This is a genomic window from Cryptosporangium phraense (assembly GCF_006912135.1).
In the GTDB taxonomy this organism is placed as follows: domain Bacteria; phylum Actinomycetota; class Actinomycetes; order Mycobacteriales; family Cryptosporangiaceae; genus Cryptosporangium; species Cryptosporangium phraense.
The window spans coordinates 1-23,421 of sequence record NZ_VIRS01000054.1 but is presented as its reverse complement, the minus strand read 5'-3'; the positions used below and the strand labels follow the sequence as shown (position 1 = coordinate 23,421).

Below are 23,421 nucleotides of genomic sequence, written 5' to 3'. Positions count from 1 at the left end.
ACCAGGGAGGATGAGGCACGAATCAGGGCGTACCGTCGAGGAATGCGGTTGGGGGTTCTGGACGTCGGATCCAACACGGTGCACCTGCTGGTGGTCGACGCCCGGCGGGGCGGGCACCCGACCCCGGCGTACTCCGAGAAGTCGGTGCTGCGGCTGGCCGAAGCCGTGAACAACTCGGGCAAGCTCTCCGACAAGGGCGCGCACTCGCTGCTCGACGCGGTGGCCTCGGCCAAGGACGCCGCTCGCCGGCTCGACGTCGATCACCTGCTCGCGTTCGCCACGTCGGCGATCCGCGAGGCGCGCAACGGCGAGAAGGTGCTGGAGAAGGTCCGGAAGGAGACCGGCGTCGCGCTGGCCGTGCTGTCCGGCGAGGACGAGGCCCGGCTGACGTTCCTCGCGGTCCGCCGCTGGTTCGGCTGGTCGGCCGGGCGGCTGCTCTGCCTCGACATCGGCGGCGGCTCGCTGGAGATCGCGGTCGGCGTCGACGAGAGCCCCGACCTGGCGCTGTCGGTGCCGCTGGGCGCCGGACGGCTGACCCGGGAGCGCCTGTCGAACGACCCGCCCAGCCGGCGCGAGATCGCCGACCTGCGTGAATACGTCGACAGCACGCTCGACTCGGTCGCCGCGGCCGTGGGCCAGGCCGGCCCGATCGACCGCGCGGTCGTGACGTCCAAGACGTTCCGGACGCTGGCCCGGCTGGCCGGCGCGGCGCCCTCGGCGGCGGGTGCGCGGGTCCGGCGGACGCTGACCGTGGACGGGCTGCGTCAGATCACCGAGTTCATCTCCCGGATCTCCTCGTCCGACCTGGCCGAGCTGGAGGGCGTGAGCTCGGGCCGGGCGCACCAGCTGCTGGCCGGTGCGGTCGTTGCCGAGGCGGCGATGCGCCGGCTGGACCTGACCGAGGTCGAGCTCTGCCCGTGGGCGCTGCGCGAAGGCGTCATCCTGCAGCGGCTGGACTGGCTGGACAGCGGGATCCAGGACCCGTCGCTGCCCGAGGTCGTCACCGATCGCGTACCCGCGAACGCCTGAGCGACTGGGGGCGGTTGACGGAAACCGCCGGGGGCTACTCTGGATGGAGTGACCAGGGAAGGCGACACACCGCAGACGGTTCGGGTTCCGGCCGCGAAAGTCGGGCTCTCCACTGCCTCGGTGTACCCAGAGACAGCCCCGGCGGCGTTCGAGATCGCCGCTGCGCTGGGCTATGACGGTGTCGAGGTCATGGTCTGGAACGATCCGATCAGCCAGGACCTGAACCAGCTCCGCGACCTGCAGCAGAAGTACGGCCTGGCGGTGCTGTCCGTCCACGCGCCCTGCCTCATCATCACCCAGCGCGTCTGGAGCCCCGACCCGTGGGAACGACTGCGGCGGTCGCGGGAGGCCGCCGAGACGCTGGGCGCGGACACCGTCGTCGTCCATCCGCCGTTCCGCTGGCAGCGGGAGTACGCGCGCAACTTCGTCGAGGGCATCGACAAGCTGGGGCAGGACACGTCGGTGAAGTTCGCGGTGGAGAACATGTTCCCGCTGCGGGCGCGGGGGCGGGCGTTCGTCCCGTACGCGCCGCACTGGGACCCGACGTCCGGCCCGTACCGGCACTTCACGCTCGACACGTCGCACACCGCGGTGGCCCGCACCGACGCGCTCGCGCTGCTCGACCGGATGGGTGACCGCCTCGCGCACCTGCACCTGGCCGACGGCAGCGGGCTGTTCAAGGACGAGCACATGGTGCCCGGCCGTGGTGACCAGCCCTGCGGCACCGTGCTCGAGCGGCTGGCCGCCCGCGGGTTCGACGGGTCGGTCGTCGTCGAGGTGTCGACGCGGGGGATGGACCGCGAGCAGCGGGAGGCCGACCTGGCCGAATCGCTGGCGTTCGCGCGCCTGCACCTGGCCGCGCCGGCCGCGGTCTGATCCCACATGTTGCGACGGATACACCCCGATGTCGTGCTGATTTCGTAGGACGCTCGTACTCTTTCCGAGGACGCCCCACCAAGGCGCCCCGAGCGCGCCTTCGGACCGGGACACCAACCCGTCCGGAGGCGTTGCGTTCATTGGGGGCGGTTAGGCTCGCGTCATGCTTCGAACGGCGATCCTCGCGGCGGCCGGCCACCCGACCGTCGAGCGCCTGGTAACCACGGCGTCGGTCGCGCAGAACCTGGTCGCGCGCTATGTCGCCGGCGACCAGGTGGAGGACGCGGTCCGCGTCACCCGCGACCTCATCGCCGACGGCCTGACCGTCACGCTCGACCGGCTCGGTGAAGACACCACCGACGAGGCCGCCGCGGCCGCGACCACCGCCGGGTACACCGGGCTGCTCGAGGCGCTGGCCGCGGCCGGGGTCGCGCCGCCGGCCGAGGTGAGCGTGAAGCTGTCGGCGGTGGGCCAGCGGCTCGACCCGAAGCTCGCGACCGAGAACGCCCGCAAGATCTGCCAGGCGGCGGCCGCGATCGGCACGACCGTGACCCTCGACATGGAGGATCACACCACCACCGACCTGACGCTCGACACGCTGACCGCGCTGCGGGCCGACTACCCGCAGACCGGCGCCGTGCTGCAGGCCTACCTGCGCCGCACCGAGACCGACTGCCGCGACCTGGCCGTGGCCGGGTCGCGGGTGCGGCTGTGCAAGGGCGCGTACGCGGAGCCGGAGTCGGTCGGTTTCGAGACCGCGCTGGACGTCGACCGTTCGTACGTCCGCTGCCTGAACGTGCTGATGGCCGGCGACGGCTACCCGATGCTGGCCACCCACGACCCCCGGCTGATCGCGATCGGCGAGGAGCGGGCCCGTTGGTACGACCGCACGCCGGACTCGTTCGAGTTCCAGATGCTGCACGGGGTGCGCCCGGACGAGCAGCGCCGGCTGGCCCGGGAGGGCTACACCGTCCGGATCTACCTGCCGTTCGGGCCGGACTGGTACCCGTACCTGATGCGACGGCTGGCCGAGCGTCCGGCGTACGTGGCGCTGTTCGCGCGGTCGCTGGTTTCTAGCCGCTAGGAGATTCTCGTCGTGGATACGTTGGCGCTGTTCGGTGGCGGCAAGCTGGGCGAGGCGCTGCTCTCGGGTCTCCGCCGGGCCGGTGCGGCGGCGGAGGACATCGTCGTCGTCGAGCGGTCGTCGGAGCGGGGCGCGTTTCTCACTTCGCGGTACGGCGTCCGGGTCGTCTCCGCGGCCGAGGCGGTGGCGCACGCGCGGACCCTGATCGTCGCGGTGAAGCCGCAGGACGTCGGCACGCTGCTGGACGCGCTGGCCCCCCTGGTGAGCGCCGACCAGTTGGTGGTGTCGGTCGCGGCCGGGATCCCGACGAAGTACTACGAGCAGCGGCTGGCCGACGGCGTCGCGGTGATCCGGGTGATGCCGAACACGCCCGCGCTGGTCGACGAGGCGATGAGCGTCATCTCGGCCGGGGCGCACGCGGAAGAGAAGCACCTGGCCGCGGCCGAGGCGCTGCTGTCGCCGGTGGGGAAGGTCCGGCGGCTGCCGGAGTCACAGCAGGACGCGGTGACCGCGCTGTCCGGGTCCGGGCCGGCGTACTTCTTCTTCCTCGTCGAGGCGATGATCGACGCCGGGATCCTGCTCGGGATCTCCCGGGAGGTCGCGGCCGACCTGATCGTGCAGAGCGCGCTCGGCGCCGCGACGATGCTCCGCGACACCGGGACGCATCCGGTGCAGCTGCGCGAGGCGGTCACGTCCCCGGGCGGGACGACGATCGCGGCGATCCGGGAACTGGAGCGGCACGGGGTTCGCTCGGCGCTTCTCGATGCGATCGAGGCCGCCCGGGACCGTTCGGTGGAACTGGGCAAACTGTACTAATTCTGCGCTGGCGCGGGTGGGCCCACTGTGGTCGGTGGGGTGGTTGGCGGGCCGCGTGGTGGGCTCCGCGTGCAAATAGTGGGACGCGCGAGCTGTCCGGGACGTGACAAAACATGAATCGCGTCGGTCCAAAGTGGGGCAAACCCGGTTGAAAGGGTGGCGTCCGTCGCGATAAGCCAGGACAGAGTTGCGGAGGGTATCGCTCGCTCCCACTTGCACCGTTACTCTACTAAGAGCACGTGCGTGACCACCGTGCCGGAGGGGAAGCCGGCACCCGATACGTGCCCGGGTGAGGTGGGTCGTATGGCAGTAGTAGGACCGTCCAATCTGTCCGACGTTAGGTTCCTCACCGTCGCTGAGGTGGCGACGTTGATGCGAGTCTCGAAGATGACCGTGTACCGGCTCGTCCATTCAGGAGAGTTGAACGCCGTACGGGTCGGTCGCTCGTTCCGAGTGCCCGAGCGTGCGGTTCACGAGTATCTTCGCGACGCGTTCACCGACACCGCCTGAAGTGACGGCTCCGACTCGGGTTCGAGTAGGTAGCGGCCGGGGAGTCCGCTGCATTCTCCACCCCGGGTAGGGGAACCTGACCTGATCGGGCGCTCAGCGCCCAACAGGACAGCCGTGGCTCGGCGCCGGCCCCCCTGCCGGTTCCCGACCACGGCTTTTCTGTTTGTGGGCGGCCCGCCCAGAACGACGCTGCCGAGCGGGCGCGACGACTTGAGTATCAGTACATACGCGGCGTCGTCGCGCCCGATCGGCAGCGCCGCCCTGGACGGGCTCCAGGTCAGTGCGCTCGCGCCTGGCGGCGCTCGATCTAGCCAGGACTGCTGCGCGGGTTCGCGAGGCTTTCTTCTGGGCGGAACCCTCCGGGCGCGACAACCGGGGTGTGGCGGCGCCAGTCTGAGCGGGGTCGAGGCTGGAGCGCTCGCGGTTCCTGGCGATCGACGCGATTTCTGTGTCGGAAGCCATGGTGGCAGCGGCTCAGGTTGGTGGGGACGGGCGCCGCTCTGGGGTGTATTCGGGTCATGCGCGCTCGCGATTACCCCGACGAGGGAGTGCGCTGCGCGGTGAGGGATGGATGGCCCGCAAGATGCCCGGCGCGGTGGCGGACCCTTCGGTGCCGCGGTCGGAGGTGCGGCTTCTGGGCCGTTCATGGTGGTGACGCTGCGGTTGGTTGGGGCCTACTTGTTGTAGCACCGCTTTAGGGGGCTCTGGGTGGCGCGCCCGGTTGCGCCCGAGCCAGGAGGCGCAGTGCGATGGAGTGCGACTGCGGTGGGTGCGTTGGGGCGCCGGCCACGGCGCAGGGGGCGCGCTCGGATGGCGGCCGCGGGTGAGGATGGGGTGCTCTCGGGACGCCCGGGCCGATCACCACGTCCAGCTCGACCTCCCAGCCGAACTCGGTCGAAACCTGCGGGTCGAGGTCGAGTGCCGTGAATTGAGCGACCGCGACCTTGCCGCCGCTCAGGGCAGGTACCAGGTCGAGCATTCACGGCTGGGGGCGTTCGGCGAGTATGGACCGGCGGATGCTCAGCTCGCGGGTGCATTCTCGGGCGGAAGCCCGTCGTGCCGCGTGATCAGGTGTGGCCGCCGAGTGGGGGCGGCGGCGGTCGCAGCGGCGGGGTGGGGGCGGCGGCGGTAGCGGTGGGGTGGGCAGGGTGGTGGCGGTCACGGTTGAAGGGTCCTGGGCGGGGGCGCCGGTCTTGGTGAGCGCTGGGTCGGGCGCTCGCGCCCGGCGGTGTCTTGCCGTGGGAGCGCTCAGGGGGACGCTCGGCGCGCGGGTGGGTCCGGGGGATCGGATAGGGTGTACTTCTGCTCTGCTCAATCCAGTCGAAGATCGTTGAGGAAGTCGTATGGGTTCGGTCATCAAGAAGCGCCGCAAGCGGATGGCGAAGAAGAAGCACCGCAAGCTCCTGAAGCGGACCCGCGTCCAGCGTCGCAACAAGAAATAAGCCGCCGCCGGGGGCAACCGGATACGGGAGGGCCCATGTCGGCAGATGAATCACGCTCCGGTGCGCCCCGGGTCGTCCTGGTCACCGGCGTCAGCCGGTACTTCGGCGGACGCCTGGCTGCTCGCCTCGCCGCCGACCCGAGTATCGAGCGGATACTCGGCGTCGACACGGTGGCCCCGGACGCGGAAACAGCCGAACGGATCGGCCGCACGGAATTCGTGCGCGCCGACATCCGTAACCCGCTGATCGCGAAGGTCATCGCCGACTCCGGCGTCGACACCGTCGTGCACATGAGCGTGCTCGCGACCCCGGCCGGCCTCGGTGGCCGGGCGTCGATGAAAGAGCTCAACGTCATCGGCACGATGCAGCTGCTCGCGGCGTGCCAGAAGGCGCCCACGGTCCGCAAGCTGGTCGTCCGGAGCTCGACGGCGGTCTACGGGGCCTCGCCCCGCGACCCGGCGGTGTTCACCGAGAACATCCAGGCCAAGCAGAACCCGCCGAGCGGGTACGCGAAGGACGCCACCGAGGTCGAGGGCTACGTCCGGGGCTTCGCCCGGCGGCGCCCGGACGTCATCGTGACGACGCTGCGGCTGGCGAACATGCTCAGCCCGCGCATCGACACGCCGCTGGCCCGGTACTTCGCGCTGCCGGTCGTCCCGACCGTGCTGGGCTACGACGCCCGGCTGCAGTTCCTGCACGCCGAGGACGGCCTGGACGTCCTCTGCCGGTCCGTACTCGAGGACCACCCCGGTACCTACAACGTCGCAGGCCCGGGTTCGCTGCTGCTGTCGCAGGCGATCCGGCGGGCCGGGCGTGTCCCGCTGCCGGTTCCGTCGTTCACCGCCCCGTACCTCGGGATGGTGGTGCGGCAGGCCGGCGCCATCGACTTCTCCGCCGAACAGACCCGGCTGCTCACGTACGGCCGGGTCGTCGACATCACCCGTCTCCAGCAGGAGTTCGGCTTCACCCCCGCGTACACCACCGCGGGCGCTTTCGACGATTTCGTCCGCGGGAGCGATCTCGCGTCGGTGCTGTCGTCGGAGAATCTGGGTGCGGTCGAGCGGACGCTGACCGCGCGCTGGTCGGCGGCGAGACGCTTGGTGGAGTCGGTTCGAGGAACCCGGTAGGGCGAGACCCCCGGTTGGCAAGGAGTGCCGCACATGCCCGACGCCCAGATCATTCCCTTCGACAGCGGCGCCGCCCGTGCCTCACGCACCGAGAAGCCGGAGAACGCTTCGGCCCCGGTCTCGAACGACTCGGGGGCCGCGGCTCCGGCTCCAGCTTCGGCTTCGGCTCCGGTGAAGAAGGTCCCCGCTAAGAAGGCGCCGGCCAAGAAGGCCAGGCCGGTAGGGACTTCGGGTGCCGACGGGGCGGAGACGCCCCGAAAGGTCGCCGCGAAGAAGGTCGCGACCAAGAAAGTCGCCGCCAAGGCACCCGCGCGCCCAGCTACGGCGGATCCGGCTGCTGCGGCCCGTGCTACGCCGGGCCGCACTGCCGGCCCCCCAACCCCGGTGGGCCCAACCCCGGTGGGCCCAACCCCGGCGGGCTCGGCCCCGGTGGGCCCAACCCCGGTGAATTCGGCCGCAGTGGGCTCGGCCCCGGCGGGCTCGGCCGCAACCGGCGCGGCCACGGCGAACCCGGTCTCGGCCGCACCGGCGGGGCGGGCTCCGGCGGTTGGTGCCGGCCGGGTTGCGAAGAAGGCCGTGCGCGGCGCTGGAGCGCCCACCCCGACCTCCGCGGCCGACGCGGCCGATGCGGCCGATGCGGCCGGCGCGGCCGATGCGGCCGGCGCGCCCGCGGCGGCTCGGGAGCCGGACGTGTGGGATCGGCGGGTCGCGAGCGCGCTCGCGTTCGCCCGTCGACGCCTCACCGGCGAATACGAGACCGACGAGTTCGGCTTCGACCCCGAGTTCTCCTCCTCGATCCTCGCCCCAGCCCTCCGCCCGGTCTACGACAAATGGTTCCGGGTAGAGATCTCCGGCCTCGAGAACGTCAGCGACACCGGCGGCGCGCTCGTCGTCGCGAACCACTCCGGCACGATCCCGCTCGACGCGGCCATGCTCCAGCTCGGCCTCCTCGACCACCACCCGGCCTCGCGCAAGCTCCGCCTGCTCGCCGCCGACCTGGTGTTCCAGCTGCCGTTCGTCGGGGAGATCGCGCGCAAGTCCGGCAGCACTCTGGCCTGCCAGCCGGACGCCGAACGGCTGCTGGAGAACGGCGAGCTCGTGGGTGTGTTCCCGGAGGGCTTCAAGGGCGTCGGGAAGCCGTTCAGCGAGCGGTACAAGCTGCAGCGGTTCGGCCGGGGCGGTTTCGTGTCCGCCGCGCTGGCCACCAAGGCGCCGATCATCCCGTGCGCGATCGTCGGGGCCGAGGAGATCTACCCGAAGCTCGGCGACGCGAAGATCATCGCCCGGATGTTCGGGCTGCCGTACTTCCCGCTCACGCCGACGTTCCCGTGGCTCGGTCCGCTCGGCGCGGTGCCGTTGCCGTCGAAGTGGTACATCGAGTTCGGCGAGCCGATCGAGACGTCCGCCCTGGCCGCCGGGGCCGACGACCCGATGCAGGTCTTCAACCTGACCGACCAGGTCCGGGAGACCATCCAGCAGATGCTCTACCAGCTGCTGATGCGCCGGAAGTCCGTGTTCGGGTGAGTGGGCGGCCCGCCCAGGACGACGCCGCGCGGCGAGCGGTGTGTGGGTGACCGGTCCGGGGTATTCGGCTGCCATGACCGAGCCGACCTCAGACGAACCGACAACCGACATCTACGCCGGCGAGAGCGCCAACCCCGACAAGACCGGCGGCGACGCACTCGCCGAGGTGTGGCGCGCCGAGGGCGCCGACCGCCCGGACGAAGAGCGCCCCGAGCGCGACGTCGAGAATTAGAACTAGCCCGCGTCCGCGTGCCGGCACGCTTCGACGACAAAACGGGGCTAAAACGCGCCGGATAACCCCGATTTCCTGTCGATCGGCGTGCGATCCGGCGTCCTAGGCGATCCGCTTCCTCACGGCCAACGTGCCGGCCACTCCGCCCGCGACCAGGCCGGCTGCCGCCACCGCGGGGCCGCCGAGCTTGGCGGCCTTGCGGGCCGTGCGGTAGTCACGCACCTGCCAGCCCCGCTCCCGCGCGACCTTCCGCAGCGCCGTGTCAGGGTTGATCGCCACCCCGGTACCGACCGTCGAGAGCATCGGGACGTCGTTCACCGAGTCGCTGTACGCGGTGCACCGGTCGAGGTCGAGCCCCTCGCGGCGGGCGAGCGACAGCACCGCCTCGGCCTTGGCCGGCCCGTGCAGCGGCTCACCGACCAGGCGGCCGGTGTACTTCCCGTCGACGATCTCCGACACCGTGCCGAGCGCCCCGGTCAGCCCCAGCCGGTGGGCGATGATGTTCGCCAGCTCCACCGGCGTCGCCGTGACGAGCCAGACCCGCTGCCCGGCGTCCAGATGCATCTGGGCCAGCGCCCGGGTGCCGGACCAGATCCGCTTGGCCATGACCTCGTCGTAGATCTCCTCGGCGTGGCCGAGGAGATCGCAGACGTCGCGGCCGGCGACGAACGCCAGCGCGGCCTCGCGGGCCGTGGTCATCCCGGCCGCGTCCTCGACGCCGGACATCCGGAACTTGGCCTGCTGGACGGCGAAGCCGAACAGGTCGCGGCTGCGGAAGTACTTGCGCGCGGCCAGGCCGCGGGCGAAGTGGAAGATCGACGCGCCCATCATCATCGTGTTGTCGACGTCGAAGAACGCGGCCGCGGTCGAGTCCGGCACGACGAGCGGCGGCGACGCGACCTCGGCGGCAGCCGCGCTGGCGGCTCCGGCCACGACCGCGAGAGCATCCTCGCGGGGACGGCCGCGTCGGTTAGTGAGCGTCTTCACGCTGCTCCCTCCGAAACACCCTGACGTGCAGAAACGCGCGTTGTCGCCGTAAAGCGGCCCGCCCTGAGTGTACGGTCGGCCGCCTACCGCGCTCTGTGCCGCCCGGGGCAACAGAACGTGAGACGTACGCACCCACTGCATGAACGTCCGGAGCGGACGCCTTAGTCCGTCGGACGCGCGCTCTCGACGACGCTGTCGACGAAGTCCTCGGGAGAACCGGTCAGCGGTGACGGCAGGACGGTCCCGGACTGCGGAACCACCATGCTCTCCCCGAAACTCGACGGGCTGGCTCCCCAGCTGCCCTCGTCGGTGGGGGAGGAGGAGGCCTGGCCCTCGGCCGTGCTCCCGGCGGCGCTGCCGGTCGGTGACGCGGACGGCGACCCGGACGAGCGATCCGAGTTCTGCCGCCGGGTGGGGGTGGACCAGTCGCTCGGCGGCGGCGCCGGCTCGCTCGAGCGTAGCGAGGTTTCCTCGTCCTCGAGCGGAGAACACTCTCCGGCGATGGGGCCCAGCTCGTCGCTGGTGGTGGGGGGCGCGCAGCGCACGACCGCGCGGAGGTCGGCCGACCGACCGCTGATCCGGTCGAGTAGGGCCAGCGAAACGCGGATCCGGCGGACGGCGGGGTCCGAGCGGGTCGTGCCCTCCAGGTGGGCCAGCTCGCGCTGTTGAACCAGCGTGAACTCGTCGACGAGGTCGAGCGGGGCCGGGTGGTGCTGGGTCACCGCGGCGCTGCCCAGGTCGGCCATACCGAGCCGGGTGTCGCTGTCCATGTCGTCGAACAGCCGGGTGAGCTGGCGCAGGTCGTTGATCGCGGCCGCGGCCTCGGCCAGGCGGTTGCGCGCGAAGTCGAGGTGGAGCTGACCGCGGGCCACCGACGAGCGGGCCAGCGTCAGCTGGGCCGCCTCCCGGCTGCGCTTGACGCCGTAGAGCGCGTCCCCGGGGTTGGCGCCACCGCTGGCGAACCCGACGCCGGAGAGGGCCACCAGGCCGGCGAGCGTGCCGCTGACCACCGTGACCCGGCGGGGAATGCGGCGGCGGAAGTCGGGCAGCGCCCGGGGGACCGAAGCCGGAGGCGGGTTGAAGCCCGGCTCGGCGTTGATGCCGTGCACCGAGGCCACCGCGATGAGCCGTTGCCGGAGCCGGTCGCGGAACTCGTCGTCGGCGCGGACCTGCGAGCCGGCCCGTCCGAGCCGTTCGGTGAGATGAACCAGTTCGTCGATTCCGTCCGACGGCGCCCGATGGGCGCCTGCGACGTGCTGGGCCCGATCCGGATGCCGGCGCTCGGCGCCTCGACGGCCGGATACCCGCGCGTTGAAGTCCCGTGCTCGTCGGCGTTCCGCAGGACTCAACATCACCGTGGGCACCTCCTCTCCGCCCCCTCGGTACCGGCGTCCCGGTGCCGAGCAGACCGTCTGCTCGGCACCCCGGTTAACGCGCCGCGCCGTCCGCGGGTTACGGGTGCGCGTCGTTCCGAGAGGAGAACCGTCACAGAGTGAATCCCTCCGGGAGCAATCGTCCGAGCGTCCGCACCGCCCGGTACTGGAGTGCCTTGATCGCGCCGTCGTTCTTTCCCATGATCTGGGCCGTCTCGGTGACCGAGAGGCCCTGCAGGAAGCGCAGCGTGATGCACTCCTGCTGCTCGGGGTTGAGCCGGCGGACCGCTTCCAGCAGCGTCGCGTTGTCCAGCCGGGCCAGCACCTCCGCCTCCGGACGCCCTTCGGGACCGTGGTCCTCGTCGTCGGCGTCGCGCATGTCGGCGGTGGTGACCTCGAGACGGGCCCGAGCCGACTTGTAGTGGTCGGCGATCAGGTTCCGGGCGATCGTGACCAGCCAGGCGCCGAGATCACGGCCCTGCCAGGTCACGCTGCCGATGCGCCGGAGCGCGCGGAGCCAGACCTCGCTGGTGAGGTCTTCCGCGACCGAGCGGGATCCGATCCGGTACGAGATGTACCGGTAGACCGTGTCGAAGTACCGGTCGTAGATCCGCGCGAACGCCTCGGTGTCTCCGGCCTGGGCCAGCCGCACCAGCCGCCAGACGTCTTCGCCGTCGTCCGAGGGCCGGTCGGTGTCCCGCTCGGTGTCGCGGTCGGGTGCCCGTCCGCGGTGGCCGCGGGTCGGCGCCGGGACGTGGCCCGGCGGCGCGTTCCCGGCCGCGTGACCGTGGACCGGCGGGTGACCGACGACCGTCGTGCTGCCGGTCGTCTCGTCGTCGTCGGCCGGCCGACGCGGCGCCGGGTTGCGCAGCGCGCGCGAGGACGGCCGGGCCGGACGGCGCGGGTCGGCCGGGTGGGGTTCCGGCTCGGGAGCCGGCGCCTCGGTGTCGGGCTGCGCGGGCAGGTCCGGCAGCGCGTGCGCACCGCTGGGAGCCGCGTGCGCACCGCCGGCACTGCGAGACCACGGCAGGGCGGACCCACCGTGCCGACCGGCCAGACAGCGCAGGCCGAGGCCGAGCCCGGCGCTTCGCAGGCCGGTCCGGTTACGGAGATCGGTCAGAGCCGACCGGAGATCGGAAAGATCGAGCTCGGTGCCCAGGGGCATCGTGCCGTATCCCGCCGTTCCGCCGATCATGCTCGTCCCCCCACGTGGCCCACCGCGCCCGTCGGGGAAGTCGCGAGCAACGACTTCGGCCGAACGGTTGGGTGCCCGGGCGGACCAACTACAGCATGTACATGACTGATAACGGAGAGATCATACTTTCCCCAAGGCTGCCGCCGCGTCGGGGACGCACATACCACGACATTTCTTCCATTCCGGCCCCCAAGTCGTGCACTGCGGCACATCCTGGCATTGCTGCGCCACAGAGAGTTGCAAAAACCCGGTACCGCCCCCGGACTGGGGGCAGTGTGGTGTCCGGTGTGAAGGGAATGCCCCCTGAACGTCACAAGAGGCTCGTCCGTCGCTGCCGGAACAATCTCCAGTGACGGACGCGGTCTACGGTGGGGCCATGGCGGCGACGGACCACACGGTGACCCTGTTGACCCGGGTCGGGTGCCATCTCTGCGACGACGCCAAGGGCGTGATCGAGTCGGTCGCCCGTGACACCGGCCTGACCTGGACCGAGGTCGACGTCGACGCCGACCCGGAGCTCGCCTACGAGTACGGCGACCGGGTGCCGGTCGTGCTGCTCGACGGCCGGGAGCACGGCTTCTGGCGGGTCGAGGAAGAGCGCCTGCGCCGCGACCTCACGCGCTGAATCGTTCCGACCGCGCACAGTGCCTGTGGTGCTCGTCACCACGTCTCTGGCCTGCGCCGTCGACTTTGTGCAGGCGTTCACAAGCGGCTAACGTGAAGCTAGGCGCTGTTCCCGTAACTGGTGCAAAACAGCGGTCCCACACTGTCGAGGAGACCGATGTCCGGAGATCGTCCGCGCATCCGCGCCGCGGGTCGCACCCGCGGTGTGCCCGAAGCGACGGTCGCCCGGCTCCCCGTCTACCTGCGCGCGCTGCACGCGCTCGCCGACACCGGCTGCGACACGGTCTCGTCCGAGGAACTCGCGGTCGCCGCCGGCGTCAACTCGGCCAAGCTCCGCAAGGACCTGTCCCACCTCGGTTCCTACGGCACCCGCGGCGTCGGCTACGAGGTCTCGCTGCTGGTCGACCAGATCTCCCGCGCGCTGGGCCTGACCCAGCGGTGGGCCGTCGTCCTGGTCGGGGTCGGAAATCTGGGCCACGCCCTGGCCGGCTACGCCGGCTTCGCCTCCCGCGGGTTCCGCATCGCGGCCCTCTTCGATGCGGACGCCGAGCGGGTCGGCGAACGCATCGCCGGGCTCGACATCCGGCACATCGACGACCTGGATCGCGTCGTCGAGGAGGAGCAGGTGTCGATCGGCGTGATCTCGACGCCGTCCGCCGCCGCCCAGGAGGTGGCCGACCGGCTGGTCGAGGCCGGCGTCACCAGCATCCTGAACTTCGCGCCGTGCGTACTGCAGGTGCCCGACGGCGTCGACGTCCGCAAGGTCGATCTCGCGCTCGAGCTGCAGATCCTGTCGTTCCACGAACAGCGGAAGGCCGACATCGCTAAGGGCCCGCACGGTGTCAACGGCACCGCGATCAACGGCACCATGAAAGGCGGCGCCGTGACCCCCCTGCCGGCTCCGCGAGTCGACGACGCCCGGGAGGTCGTCGGTCAGTGAGCGTGTATCGAACCGAGCCCCTCGAGCGGAGCGTGCACCAGGCATGAGCGTTGTCGTCGTCGGTCTCAACCACCGCACCGCACCGGTACGCCTGCTCGAGCGCGCGTCCGTGCCGTCCACCGAGCTCTCCGGGGTGCTCGCCGAGCTGATCAGCGGCACGCACGTGGCCGAGGCCGTCCTGCTCTCCACGTGCAACCGGGTCGAGGTGTACGCCGCGGTCAACACGTTCCACGGTGCGCTGCACGAGATCGGTCAGGTCCTGTCGGCCCGCACCGGCGTCCACATCGCCGAGCTCGCCGATCACCTCTACGTCCATTATTCGGACGCCGCGGTGCGGCACGTCTTCTCGGTCGTCTCGGGCCTGGACTCGCTGGTCGTCGGCGAGCCGCAGATCCTCGGCCAGGTGCGCGACGCGTACAACGCGGCCGACGGGCACGGTGCGCCGGGCCGCGTCCTGCACGAGGTCATGCAGCAGGCGCTGCGGGTCGGCAAGCGCGTCCACACCGACACCGACATCGACCACGCCGGCCAGTCGGTCGTCACCGCCGCCCTGCGGGTGAGCGCCGAGCGGGTCGGGTCGCTGGCCGGCCGCCGGGCGCTGGTCGTCGGGGCCGGTTCGCTCGGAGCGCTGGCCGCGGCCACGCTCCGGCGCGAGGGCGTCGGCCCGATCACGGTGCTCAACCGCACCGCCGATACCGCCCGCCGGGTGGCCGCGAACGTCGGCGGGCGCGGCGGCGACCTGACCGAGCTGCGGGCCGCGCTCTCCGAGGCCGACATCGTGGTCACCGCCACCGGCGCGACCGAGGCCGTGCTCACCTACCAGGACGTCTCGGCCGCCATCGCCGCCCGCGGTCCGAACGCGCCCGACCTGGCGATTCTCGACCTCGCCGTGCCCCGCGACACCGAACGGGCGGTCGACGCGCTGCCGGGCGTCGTCGTGCTCGACATCGAGGCGCTGACCGCGGCGCTGGCCGACGAACCGGCGTCGGCCGCGGTCGAGGGCGCGCGGACCATCGTCGAGACCGAGGTCGAGGCGTTCGCCGCCTGGCAGCGGTCGACCGAGGTCGCGCCGACCGTGGTCGCGCTGCGCGCGCGGGCCGACCAGGTGGTCGCGGGCGAGCTGGAGAAGTTGCACTCCCGGTTGCCCGACCTCGACGACGCCTCCCGCCGGGAGGTGGAGAAGACCGTCCGCCGGGTCGTCTCGACGTTGCTGCACACGCCGACGGTCCGGATGAAAGAGCTGGCCACCGCCCCTGGCGGAGACCGCTACGCTGCGGCGGTCCGGGAATTGTTCCTCCTCGACGGGCACGCGCGGCCGGCCGCGGCCGTGACCGTCGAACCGGACGGTGCCAACCCCTGGGTCATCGCCGAGAGCGAGGTGCACGGATGAGTCGCCCCCTGCGGCTGGGCACGCGGGCCTCCAAGCTCGCGCTGGCTCAGTCCGGTGACGTCGCCGACACGCTCACCGCGGCCACCGGGCGCGAGGTCGAGCTGGTGCACATCAGCACCGAGGGCGACCGCGACCGCACCACGCTGCTGACCCAGATCGGCGGCACCGGCGTGTTCGTGTCCGCACTGCGCGACGCGCTGCTCGCCGACCAGATCGACTTCGCCGTGCACTCGTACAAAGACCTCCCGACCGCGCCCGCCGACGGCCTGACGATCGCCGCCGTCCCGTTCCGGGCCGACCCCCGCGACGCGCTGATCTCGCGCGACGGGCTGACGCTGGAGAAGCTGCCGTCCGGCGCCCGGGTGGGCACCGGGGCGCCCCGGCGGGTCGCGCAGGTGCTCATCGCCCGGCCGGATTTGGTCTGCGTGCCGATTCGCGGGAACGTTGACACCAGGATGAACAAAGTCAGCAGCGGTGAGCTGGACGCGGTCGTGCTGGCCGTCGCCGGCCTGGCCCGTCTCGGACGGGCCACCGAGATCACTGAAGCGCTCCACCCCGACGTCCTGGTGCCCGCGCCGGCCCAGGGTGCGCTCGCGGTCGAGTGCCGCGCCGACGACGCCGAACTGGTTGCGCTGCTCGGCGCGATCGAGGCGCCGACGGCCCGGGCCGAGGTGACCGCCGAGCGCGCGCTGCTGGCCGCACTCGAGGCCGGGTGCAGTGCCCCGGTCGCCGCCTGGGCCTCGATCGACGCCGACCAGCTCACCCTGCGGGCCCGGGTCGCGGCCCTGGACGGAACGTCCGTGCTGACCGACGCACGGACGATCCCCGTCCCCGCTACGTACGACAGTTTGCACACCGACGCCGGAGCGGTCGGGAGGCAGCTCGCTGCCGACCTCCTCGCCGCAGGCGCCGACACCCTGATGGGGAGAACCGCATGACCCGTCGCTCCACGACCGGCCGGATCACGTTCGTCGGGGCAGGCCCCGGCGACCCGGGGCTGCTCACCCGACGTGCGCTCGAGGCCGTCGCCGACGCCGACCACATCCTGCACGACCGGTCGCTGCCGCCCACGCTCCTCGCCGCGGTGGTCGCCTCCGCGCCGGAGTCGGTCGAGGTCAGCGTCGCCGAGGGCGCAGCCGGGGACGTCGCGAAGGTACTGCTCTCCGGGGCCCGCTCCGGACGCACGGTGGCCCGCCTGGTGGCCGGCGACCCGCTGACGTCGGAGTCGATCGTCCGCGAGGTGCAGGCCGTCGCCCGGACGTCGGTCCCGTTCGAGGTGGTTCCCGGTGTTCCGCTCGCCGAGGGGGTCACCGGCTACGCCGGTGCGCCGGCCGGCGGTCTGCGGACGACGGTCGAGGTCCGTGACGTCACCGCGCTCGACTTCGACGCGATGGTCGCGGTCCCGGGCACGCTGACGCTCACTCTGGACGCCGGTGACCTGCCGGCCGTCCGCGACGGGCTGCTCTCGGCCGGGATGAGCGGCCAGGCGACGGTGCTGGTCACCGGCGACGGCACCACCGACACCCAGTCGACGTCGGTGGCGACGCTGGACGGCATCGTCGACGCGGCGATCGGGCTCTACGGAACGCTGGTCGTCTCGATCGGGGCCGGCGTGGGCCTGCGCGACAAGCTCTCCTGGTGGGAGTCGCGTCCGCTGTACGGCTGGAAGGTGCTGGTGCCCCGCACCAAGGAGCAGGCCGGTGCGATGAGCGCCCAGCTCCGCGGCTGGGGCGCGATCCCGGAGGAGGTGCCGACGATCGCCGTCGAGCCGCCCCGGACGCCGGCCCAGATGGAGCGCGCGATCAAGGGCCTGGTCACCGGCCGGTACGAGTGGGTCATCTTCACCTCGACCAACGCGGTGAAGGCGGTCTGGGAGAAGTTCGCCGAGTTCGGGCTCGACGCGCGGGCGTTCGCCGGCGTCAAGATCGCCTGCGTCGGCGACGCGACCGCGGCCGCGGTGGAGGCGTTCGGCGTCAAGGCCGAGCTGCTGCCCAGCGGTGAGCAGTCCAGCGACGGCCTGCTGGCAGACTTCCCGCCCTACGACGAGGTGCTCGACCCGATCGACCGGATCCTGCTGCCGCGGGCCGACATCGCGACCGAGACGCTGGCCGCCGGCCTGATCGAGCGCGGCTGGGAGGTCGACGACGTCACGGCCTACCGCACCGTTCGGGCCGCCCCGCCGCCCGCGCCGATCCGGGACGCGATCAAGTCAGGCGGGTTCGACGCCGTGCTGTTCACGTCGTCGTCCACGGTGCGGAACCTGGTCGGCATCGCCGGCAAGCCGCACGCCCGCACGGTCGTGGCCTGCATCGGGCCGAAGACCGCCGACACCGCCCGCGAGCTCGGGCTGCGCGTCGACGTGCAGCCGGAGACCGCGAACGTGCCGTCGCTGGTCGAGTCGCTGGCCGAGTACGCGCTCGAGCTGCGGGAGAAGCTGGCGTCGCTGCCGGCCAAGCCGCGCCGGGGCGCCAAGGCCCAGGGGCCGACGGCCGGTCGGCTGGCACGCTGAACGATTGCCTGTCTCCCGGCGTACTTTCGGGTACAGGCGGCGACGAGTGAGGGAGAGACGATGAGCGGGACGTTGCGGCGGGCCACGGCCGGTGCGCCGTCACTCGAGAAGCTCTGCCCCGGGCTGACCCCGGGCAGTAGCGGCGGCGGTGGCGGGTTCCCGAGCGTTCGTCCGCGGCGGCTGCGGCAGAGCCCGGCCATGCGTCGGCTCGTGTCGGAGATCCGGGTGAACCCGGCCGACCTCGTCCTCCCGCTCTTCGTCAAGGAAGGCATCCCGGAGGCGCGGCCGATCCGGTCGCTGCCGGGCGTTTTCCAGCACTCGCGGGACTCGCTTCGCCGGGCCGCGGCCGAGTCGGTCGCGGCCGGCGTCGGCGGCATCATGCTGTTCGGCGTGCCGACCGAGCGCGACCACTGCGGCACCACCGACGCGGTGCTCAACGACGCGATCGCGGACGTGATCGCCGAGGTCGGCGCCGACACGGTCGTGATGAGCGACCTCTGCCTGGACGAGTTCACCGACCACGGGCACTGCGGAGTCCTGGCCGCCGACGGCTCGGTCGACAACGACGCGACGCTGCTGCGCTACGCCGAGATGGCGGTCGCGCAGGCCGACGCCGGTGCGCACGTGCTCGGGCTGTCCGGGATGATGGACGGCCAGGTCGGCGTCGTCCGGGCGGCGCTCGACGCGGCCGGGCACACGAACACGGTGATCCTGGCCTACGCGGCGAAGTACGCGTCCGGGTTCTACGGGCCGTTCCGCGACGCGGTGGAGTCGCAGCTCAAGGGCGACCGCAAGACCTACCAGCAGGACCCGGCGAACGCGGCCGAGGCGCTGCGCGAGGTCGCGCTCGACATCGCCGAGGGCGCCGACATCATCATGGTCAAGCCCGCGCTGCCGTACCTCGACGTGCTGCGTCAGGTCGCGGACGCGGTCGACGTGCCGGTGGCGGCGTACCAGGTGTCGGGTGAGTACGCGATGGTCGAGGCGGCGGCGGCCAACGGGTGGATCAACCGGGAGCAGGTCATGCTCGAGACGTTGGTCGGGGCCCGGCGGGCCGGGGCCGACTTCGTGCTGACGTACTGGGCCACCGAGGCCGCGGGGCTGCTCGCACGCCAGTAGGAGACGCTCAGCGGACCCATTGGTATTCGCCTCCGCGGCGTAGGAAGCCACTGCGGTCGAGGCGTATCTGGCCGAGCGCCTTCTCAGCTCCCACCTGGAGGATCGGGGCGCTGTAACGGTACCGACCGTCGAGGTTGTCAACGAAGCGGCCGGCCGGGTCGACCATGACGTAAGTGCCGAGCATGTCGTTGTTGTCTTCTGCCACTATGTCAATGCCTAGACATCGCAGCGCCCGGTGACGGTCGACGTACGTCCAGAACTGCTCGCTGCTAATCAGGAAGGCCTCTACCGCGCCGCTATTCTGGTCCGCCATCGGGAGCACGCGCATCGCCTTCCACCGATGTGGCCGGGCGTCAGCGAGAAAACCAGTGAGATCCTCGTGCCAATTGGCGGCCGTGACAACTGTATTGATCTTGATGGCGATACCCAGTGAGGCAGCGGTCGCGCACAGATGGAGGTAGTCGACCTCCGATAGCGGGCGTCCGCGCGTCTGACGGCCAGTGAGGCGTAGAACCGTAGGGTCCACGCTATCGATACTTAGGGCGAGCCAGTCGAGGTCGGTGTGGGTACGCGCCAGATACTCCTCGTCGAGAAGGCTTCCGTTGGTAACTATGGAGGTGGCCATCCCGTGAGCTTTCGCTTCACGCAGGAGGTCGGGTAACCACGGGCAAAGTAGCGGCTCCCCACCTGCAAACGTGATCTTCTCGAACCCGTAGCGGCCTAGCGCGGCGATGACCATTCGGGCTTCGGAGCGCTCTAGGTGCCCAGCGGGCAGAACGTCCGATCGGACGTCACGAAAAGTAGCAAAACAGAAATGGCAGTGCATGTTACACGGCTGCCACACGTGAAAGTTGACAGTCGAAATCGGAAGTCTAGAGCTTCGCGCTGACGAGGTCATACGCCGTGTATCGCTTCCCGAACATGTTGGAAGAGATCTTGAGCCAGGTGTCCGTCACGGGCGGCAACGAACGATACTGGAGCGTCCGCAAGAGACTTGGTGAGGGGAAGGCGTTCTCCACCGAGGCCGAGCACGCAGCCACCGTTCTGCTCGAGTAGGAAGAGGCCGGCGCAGACGTCGAGGAAGTTCGCGTCGACACACACCATGGCGTCGAGACCACCTGCGGATATAAGCGCTAGATCGAGAGACGGTGCCCAGAGCGTGAACACGCGCTTGCACTCGTCGCGGAGGCGCCGTTCGAGCGCAAGTCCGTAGCGTCGGGCCTCTGGCGTGTAATTCGTGACGTAGGAGATTGAAGCCCGCCGAAGTGGTACGGGTTCGCTACGAAGTGGCGCTGGCCTTAGAGCCTGCTTTGCGTCAGCCTGCGCGTAATAGCGACGTTTGACGACCGGGTCATGGACGACGGCCACCACGGGTTCGTCGCGGTGGAAGAGGGTGATCGCAACTGCGCAGTGAGCGACTCCGTAGCCGAAATTATTGGTTCCATCGAGCGGGTCGACAAACCATGTGTGCTCGTCATTCAACCACTTGAGGGTGTGCTCTTCGGAAATTATTCGATGGTCAGGATATGCCTGATGGATCCCTGAAACGATCGTGTCTTCCGATACCAAATCGGCGCGTAGTTGAACGTCGTACGGCCCCTTCTCGCCGGTGATATGACGATGGCCGAACTCATCAGAGATGCGTTGAGCGGCAGCTTCTGCACACTCCTTCGCTACGGTCAGGTGCTGATGCCAATCGACGGCTGTCTTCCACTGCACGCGCATGTGCGGTCAACTCCTCACGTTTGGTGCCGTTCCTCCCTGCCGCGGCGTCGCTTGTGCTCCTCAGTGACGACTTGAGGGACGGTTGCAGTAGCGACTGCGAGTATGAAGGCGCCGACAGTCCCGAGAACCTTGCGCAATGCGGATCCGGGGCCGAATAGGTCGAACCCGAGTTGAGCCAGGAGTAACAATAGAACAAAAACGGTGAGGGCGGCGAGCCAGCCGTACAGGAAGCGCCGCCAGGCGATGCCGTTCTGGGGAGCTGGCTGCGGTGCGGTAGCCGCCAATAGCCGGGTAAGCGCTTCGGATATACGCTTGCGCTCATCGTCCCGTTGTCGGCTCAACGCAATCATCGGCAAGCGGCTGCGGGTGGATTCGCGGATCGTGCGTAGTGCGAAGAGGGCATCATGTAATGCCCAGAGCGTAGTTCGATCGTTGTCGGCGAGTTCGCAGCGCCAACGGCCATCGGATAGCTGGCGTTTGAGAAGCTTCTCGACTGCGCGGAGGACAACCATGTCATCGACGCCGTGGCCAGCCGTAATCAAGGCCGCGATCACCCAAGGGGTGGCAAAATGCTTGAATTCCATGTTCGACGCCGTGGCTCGGTCGATCCGAGTGGTCGTCGCCCGTGACGGCCAAGGCTCGGGTCCGTCCTCGTCGAACTCGAGCGATAAGAACCCGCAGGCCGATCGGATCACATCGTCGTCCTCCGGCACGCCGGCGGCGAGGAGGCTCAGCACAGCATGAGCGGTATATGCGAAACGCCGGTCATCGGCATCCCAACCCTGGGGACGCTTGGGTGCGAAGAAGGCGCCAGAGTCTGGATCCTGTGCCTGGCGCAGCCACCATAGGCCCTGCGCGAGTTCCTCACTGTGTTCGCAACGCGCCAGGACACGGACGGCGAGGGCGGTTGGATAGAGGTGCGACTCGGTGCCGTCTGCGGTGGAGGCCCAGCCACCATCCTGCTGGACGTGCTCGCGCAGCCAGGTAACGGCCTTACTAACTACTGGATCGGTGTGAGGGCGGCCAATCTCCAATAGCGCCCAAACGCAGTAGCAAGTGCTCTCTGTCACTGACTTGTCGCTCGGATTGCCAGTGAGTGCCCGCCGTACCCGCCAACCGCCATCAGTGTTCTGGAGACGCTCGAGCGACTCTACCGCGCTGCCTATAGTATCGCTGGGCTGGCGATCAGCATGCCGGTAAGCCAGGATGCCCTGAGCGGTGGACAACACACCGACATCGGTCTGATCCATCAACATCGACCAGCCCCACAGGCCGTTGTAAGGGATACTAGTCTCTCTCTCCAGCGGAGCGTCGTCTGGGCGCTCGTGGGAGAGGTTACGACTCAAATAGGCGATAGAGGACTCAACCGCACTACTGATACGCTCGTTAAGCGTGTGTGATTCGATCTCGGTGATGCACCACTCGCGCGCGGCATCGTAGAGTGCCAGATCGGTAATATGCTCGTCGCGTATATCGGCTTCCGAGAGGATGCGTAGGTCTTGACCGAGCTTTGTCGCCTTGGGCACAGCGGGGTCGGTGAGGACTACAGCCGCCACGATGCGGCAGTCCGCCTCGACGGAAAACTCAACGAACCCGAGAAAGCGGATCTGTAATCCGAGTTGCCCCCTTGCCTCTTCCTCGATGACCTGTGCAAGTCGCTTGGGTGCGCTTGAGGCGGTTGGCAACTCGATGGAGAGTGAACTCCCAACCTGTTTGGCCATGAGGACGATGAATTGTGGATCGACTGAATCGGTCAACAGGATCAACTCGACCCGCCCACCCCCGGTCGCCGCGCGCGACAGAGCGAGCGCGGAGCTGGATGAGCTACGCGTCGACAATCTTCCCCCCAGGAATTAGCCGTGGGGACAGAGTATCGCCCACACGCGAGTTTGGACGATAGTTATCCACGGTCGGTTCAGACGGCCTGGCCGATCGCGTAAGTGGCCGCCGCGGATTCCACAGCAGACATCGATTTTCTGGAATTAGTGATTCGGGCCCGCAGCTCGCTTGGTGAGCACGACCAATACGGGTAGGAAAAGTACAAGCCACCAGCTGAGGGCGGACACGGCCCACAGCAGTGACTGGAAACCGGTGGCCAGGTAGCGGGCCGCCAGCAGGACGGCCACCAGCGTGCCGACCCAGCCCGCGGCGGTCTTGGCGGCCATCGCCCAGGAAGCGGTGCCGCCGCGGCGGACCAGCGCGACGCAGGCCAGCAGCAGCAGCGGGACCGCGGCCAGGCGCCCGGCGACGGCGGCCGCGCCGTTCGCGGTGACCCAGGTGGTGAGCGGGTCGGGTAGCCCGGCGGTGGCCCGGGTCAGGCGGGTGCTGGCGTCGAAGGCGCCGCCGAGCCAGGGCGGTTGGGTCAGTGGGCCGCCGACCAGGAACGAGCGGACGCTCGGGGTCTGGGCGATCGCGTCGATCAGCCCGAGCACGACGAGGACCAGGACGATGTTGCTCCAGATGCGCCGTCCGGTTCGGCTGGCGATCGGTGGGCACTGGAGGCGGTCCCAGGGGATGTGTCGGGTTCCTCCAGGGGCCCGGGGGGCTTGCACTCCGGCGCTGGGGATCGGCCGCCCGCCCGGCGGCCCCCACGGGCGCTGAGCCGACACCGCTCCCGCGCCGCCCGGCGTTCCCGCGCCGGCCGGTGTTCCCGCGCGGCCTGGTGTTCCGGCGCCGGCCGGTGTTCCCGGGCGGCCTGGTGCTCCGGCGCCGGCTGGGGCTCCTGGCCGGTAGCCGCCCGCGGCGGCCGGTCGAGGCATGCCTGCTGGTGCCGGCCGGGATGCACCCGGTGCGACCTGCCGGGGCAGGCCCGGGGGCGCGACCCCGCGCGCCGGCGCCCCACCGCGCTGCGCGCCGCCGTGCTGCGCCGCTCCGAGCTGCGCGCCGCCGCGCTGCGCGTGCCCCAGAGGTGCCGCATCG

Annotated in this window: 22 protein-coding genes; 15 read left to right on the top strand and 7 right to left on the bottom strand. The window is 70.4% G+C overall.

The window, feature by feature from the left end; genetic code table 11:
• The first annotated feature begins 42 nt into the window (after nucleotides 1-42).
• From FL583_RS37875 to FL583_RS40640, 9 genes are all read left to right on the top strand, one after another.
• Nucleotides 43-1,029 (top strand): Ppx/GppA family phosphatase, encoded by a 987-nt coding sequence (locus FL583_RS37875; protein ID WP_142709743.1) that lies wholly within the window; start codon nucleotides 43-45, stop codon nucleotides 1,027-1,029.
• Nucleotides 1,030-1,149: 120 nt separating this feature from the next.
• On the top strand, nucleotides 1,150-1,905 hold the full coding sequence (locus FL583_RS37870; RefSeq protein ID WP_240746957.1) for a sugar phosphate isomerase/epimerase family protein: 756 nt from the start codon (nucleotides 1,150-1,152) through the stop codon (nucleotides 1,903-1,905).
• Nucleotides 1,906-2,068: 163 nt separating this feature from the next.
• Nucleotides 2,069-2,989: a proline dehydrogenase family protein gene (locus FL583_RS37865; RefSeq protein ID WP_142709741.1), complete on the top strand. Its 921-nt coding sequence runs from the start codon at nucleotides 2,069-2,071 to the stop codon at nucleotides 2,987-2,989.
• Nucleotides 2,990-3,001: 12 nt separating this feature from the next.
• Complete coding sequence (gene proC / locus FL583_RS37860) at nucleotides 3,002-3,805, top strand: pyrroline-5-carboxylate reductase (protein ID WP_142709740.1); 804 nt, start codon at nucleotides 3,002-3,004, stop codon at nucleotides 3,803-3,805.
• Nucleotides 3,806-4,108: 303 nt separating this feature from the next.
• On the top strand, nucleotides 4,109-4,315 hold the full coding sequence (locus FL583_RS37855) for a helix-turn-helix domain-containing protein (protein ID WP_142709751.1): 207 nt from the start codon (nucleotides 4,109-4,111) through the stop codon (nucleotides 4,313-4,315).
• A gap of 1,343 nt (nucleotides 4,316-5,658) precedes the next feature.
• Nucleotides 5,659-5,757 carry a 30S ribosomal protein bS22 gene (locus tag FL583_RS37850; protein WP_003948845.1) on the top strand — a complete coding sequence of 33 codons (99 nt, stop codon included), beginning with the start codon at nucleotides 5,659-5,661 and terminating at the stop codon, nucleotides 5,755-5,757.
• Nucleotides 5,758-5,792: 35 nt separating this feature from the next.
• Nucleotides 5,793-6,884 carry an NAD-dependent epimerase/dehydratase family protein gene (locus FL583_RS37845; protein ID WP_142709739.1) on the top strand — a complete coding sequence of 364 codons (1,092 nt, stop codon included), beginning with the start codon at nucleotides 5,793-5,795 and terminating at the stop codon, nucleotides 6,882-6,884.
• 576 nt (nucleotides 6,885-7,460) lie between these two features.
• Nucleotides 7,461-8,408 carry a lysophospholipid acyltransferase family protein gene (locus FL583_RS42210; RefSeq protein WP_240746955.1) on the top strand — a complete coding sequence of 316 codons (948 nt, stop codon included), beginning with the start codon at nucleotides 7,461-7,463 and terminating at the stop codon, nucleotides 8,406-8,408.
• Nucleotides 8,409-8,481: 73 nt separating this feature from the next.
• Nucleotides 8,482-8,640 (top strand): hypothetical protein, encoded by a 159-nt coding sequence (locus FL583_RS40640; RefSeq protein ID WP_170324085.1) that lies wholly within the window; start codon nucleotides 8,482-8,484, stop codon nucleotides 8,638-8,640.
• A gap of 102 nt (nucleotides 8,641-8,742) precedes the next feature.
• On the opposite strand, the gene FL583_RS37835 is transcribed toward FL583_RS40640, so the two are convergent.
• The 3 genes from FL583_RS37835 to FL583_RS37825 form a co-directional block, all read right to left on the bottom strand.
• Complete coding sequence (locus tag FL583_RS37835) at nucleotides 8,743-9,627, bottom strand: HAD family hydrolase (protein ID WP_240746954.1); 885 nt, start codon at nucleotides 9,625-9,627, stop codon at nucleotides 8,743-8,745.
• 161 nt (nucleotides 9,628-9,788) lie between these two features.
• On the bottom strand, nucleotides 9,789-10,979 hold the full coding sequence (locus tag FL583_RS37830; protein WP_142709736.1) for a DUF5667 domain-containing protein: 1,191 nt from the start codon (nucleotides 10,977-10,979) through the stop codon (nucleotides 9,789-9,791).
• 133 nt (nucleotides 10,980-11,112) lie between these two features.
• Entirely contained in the window at nucleotides 11,113-12,195 is a 1,083-nt protein-coding gene (locus FL583_RS37825; RefSeq protein ID WP_240746953.1) for an ECF subfamily RNA polymerase sigma factor, BldN family, read from the bottom strand.
• A 376-nt stretch (nucleotides 12,196-12,571) separates the two neighbouring features.
• On the opposite strand from FL583_RS37825, the gene FL583_RS37820 reads away from it, so the two are divergent.
• The 6 genes from FL583_RS37820 (at nucleotide 12,572) to hemB (ending at nucleotide 18,777) form a co-directional block, all read left to right on the top strand.
• Entirely contained in the window at nucleotides 12,572-12,820 is a 249-nt protein-coding gene (locus FL583_RS37820) for a glutaredoxin family protein (protein ID WP_142709735.1), read from the top strand.
• Between the two features lie 156 nt (nucleotides 12,821-12,976).
• Nucleotides 12,977-13,759, top strand: coding sequence for a redox-sensing transcriptional repressor Rex (locus tag FL583_RS37815; protein ID WP_142709734.1), 783 nt, complete (start codon nucleotides 12,977-12,979; stop codon nucleotides 13,757-13,759).
• A 43-nt stretch (nucleotides 13,760-13,802) separates the two neighbouring features.
• Complete coding sequence (locus FL583_RS37810; RefSeq protein ID WP_142709733.1) at nucleotides 13,803-15,149, top strand: glutamyl-tRNA reductase; 1,347 nt, start codon at nucleotides 13,803-13,805, stop codon at nucleotides 15,147-15,149.
• A complete protein-coding gene (hemC, locus tag FL583_RS37805; RefSeq protein ID WP_142709732.1) occupies nucleotides 15,146-16,087 on the top strand; it encodes a hydroxymethylbilane synthase in 942 nt (313 codons plus the stop codon). The genes FL583_RS37810 and hemC overlap by 4 nt, the downstream gene beginning before the upstream one ends.
• Nucleotides 16,084-17,658 (top strand): bifunctional uroporphyrinogen-III C-methyltransferase/uroporphyrinogen-III synthase, encoded by a 1,575-nt coding sequence (locus FL583_RS37800; protein WP_142709731.1) that lies wholly within the window; start codon nucleotides 16,084-16,086, stop codon nucleotides 17,656-17,658. The genes hemC and FL583_RS37800 overlap by 4 nt, the downstream gene beginning before the upstream one ends.
• A gap of 60 nt (nucleotides 17,659-17,718) precedes the next feature.
• Nucleotides 17,719-18,777, top strand: a complete 1,059-nt coding sequence (gene hemB / locus FL583_RS37795) for a porphobilinogen synthase (protein ID WP_142709730.1) — start codon at nucleotides 17,719-17,721, stop codon at nucleotides 18,775-18,777.
• Nucleotides 18,778-18,784: 7 nt separating this feature from the next.
• Here hemB and FL583_RS37790 read toward each other — a convergent pair whose 3' ends face one another.
• From FL583_RS37790 to FL583_RS37775, 4 genes are all read right to left on the bottom strand, one after another.
• Complete coding sequence (locus FL583_RS37790) at nucleotides 18,785-19,675, bottom strand: viperin family antiviral radical SAM protein (protein WP_142709729.1); 891 nt, start codon at nucleotides 19,673-19,675, stop codon at nucleotides 18,785-18,787.
• The gene (locus tag FL583_RS37785; RefSeq protein WP_142709728.1) at nucleotides 19,672-20,502 is read right to left on the bottom strand and encodes an inositol monophosphatase family protein; all 831 of its coding nucleotides are present in this window, start codon (nucleotides 20,500-20,502) and stop codon (nucleotides 19,672-19,674) included. The genes FL583_RS37790 and FL583_RS37785 overlap by 4 nt, the downstream gene beginning before the upstream one ends.
• A 14-nt stretch (nucleotides 20,503-20,516) precedes the next feature.
• Nucleotides 20,517-22,268: a prenyltransferase/squalene oxidase repeat-containing protein gene (locus FL583_RS37780; protein WP_142709727.1), complete on the bottom strand. Its 1,752-nt coding sequence runs from the start codon at nucleotides 22,266-22,268 to the stop codon at nucleotides 20,517-20,519.
• 216 nt (nucleotides 22,269-22,484) lie between these two features.
• Nucleotides 22,485-22,934 carry a hypothetical protein gene (locus FL583_RS37775; RefSeq protein ID WP_142709726.1) on the bottom strand — a complete coding sequence of 150 codons (450 nt, stop codon included), beginning with the start codon at nucleotides 22,932-22,934 and terminating at the stop codon, nucleotides 22,485-22,487.
• Nucleotides 22,935-23,421 lie beyond the last annotated feature (487 nt).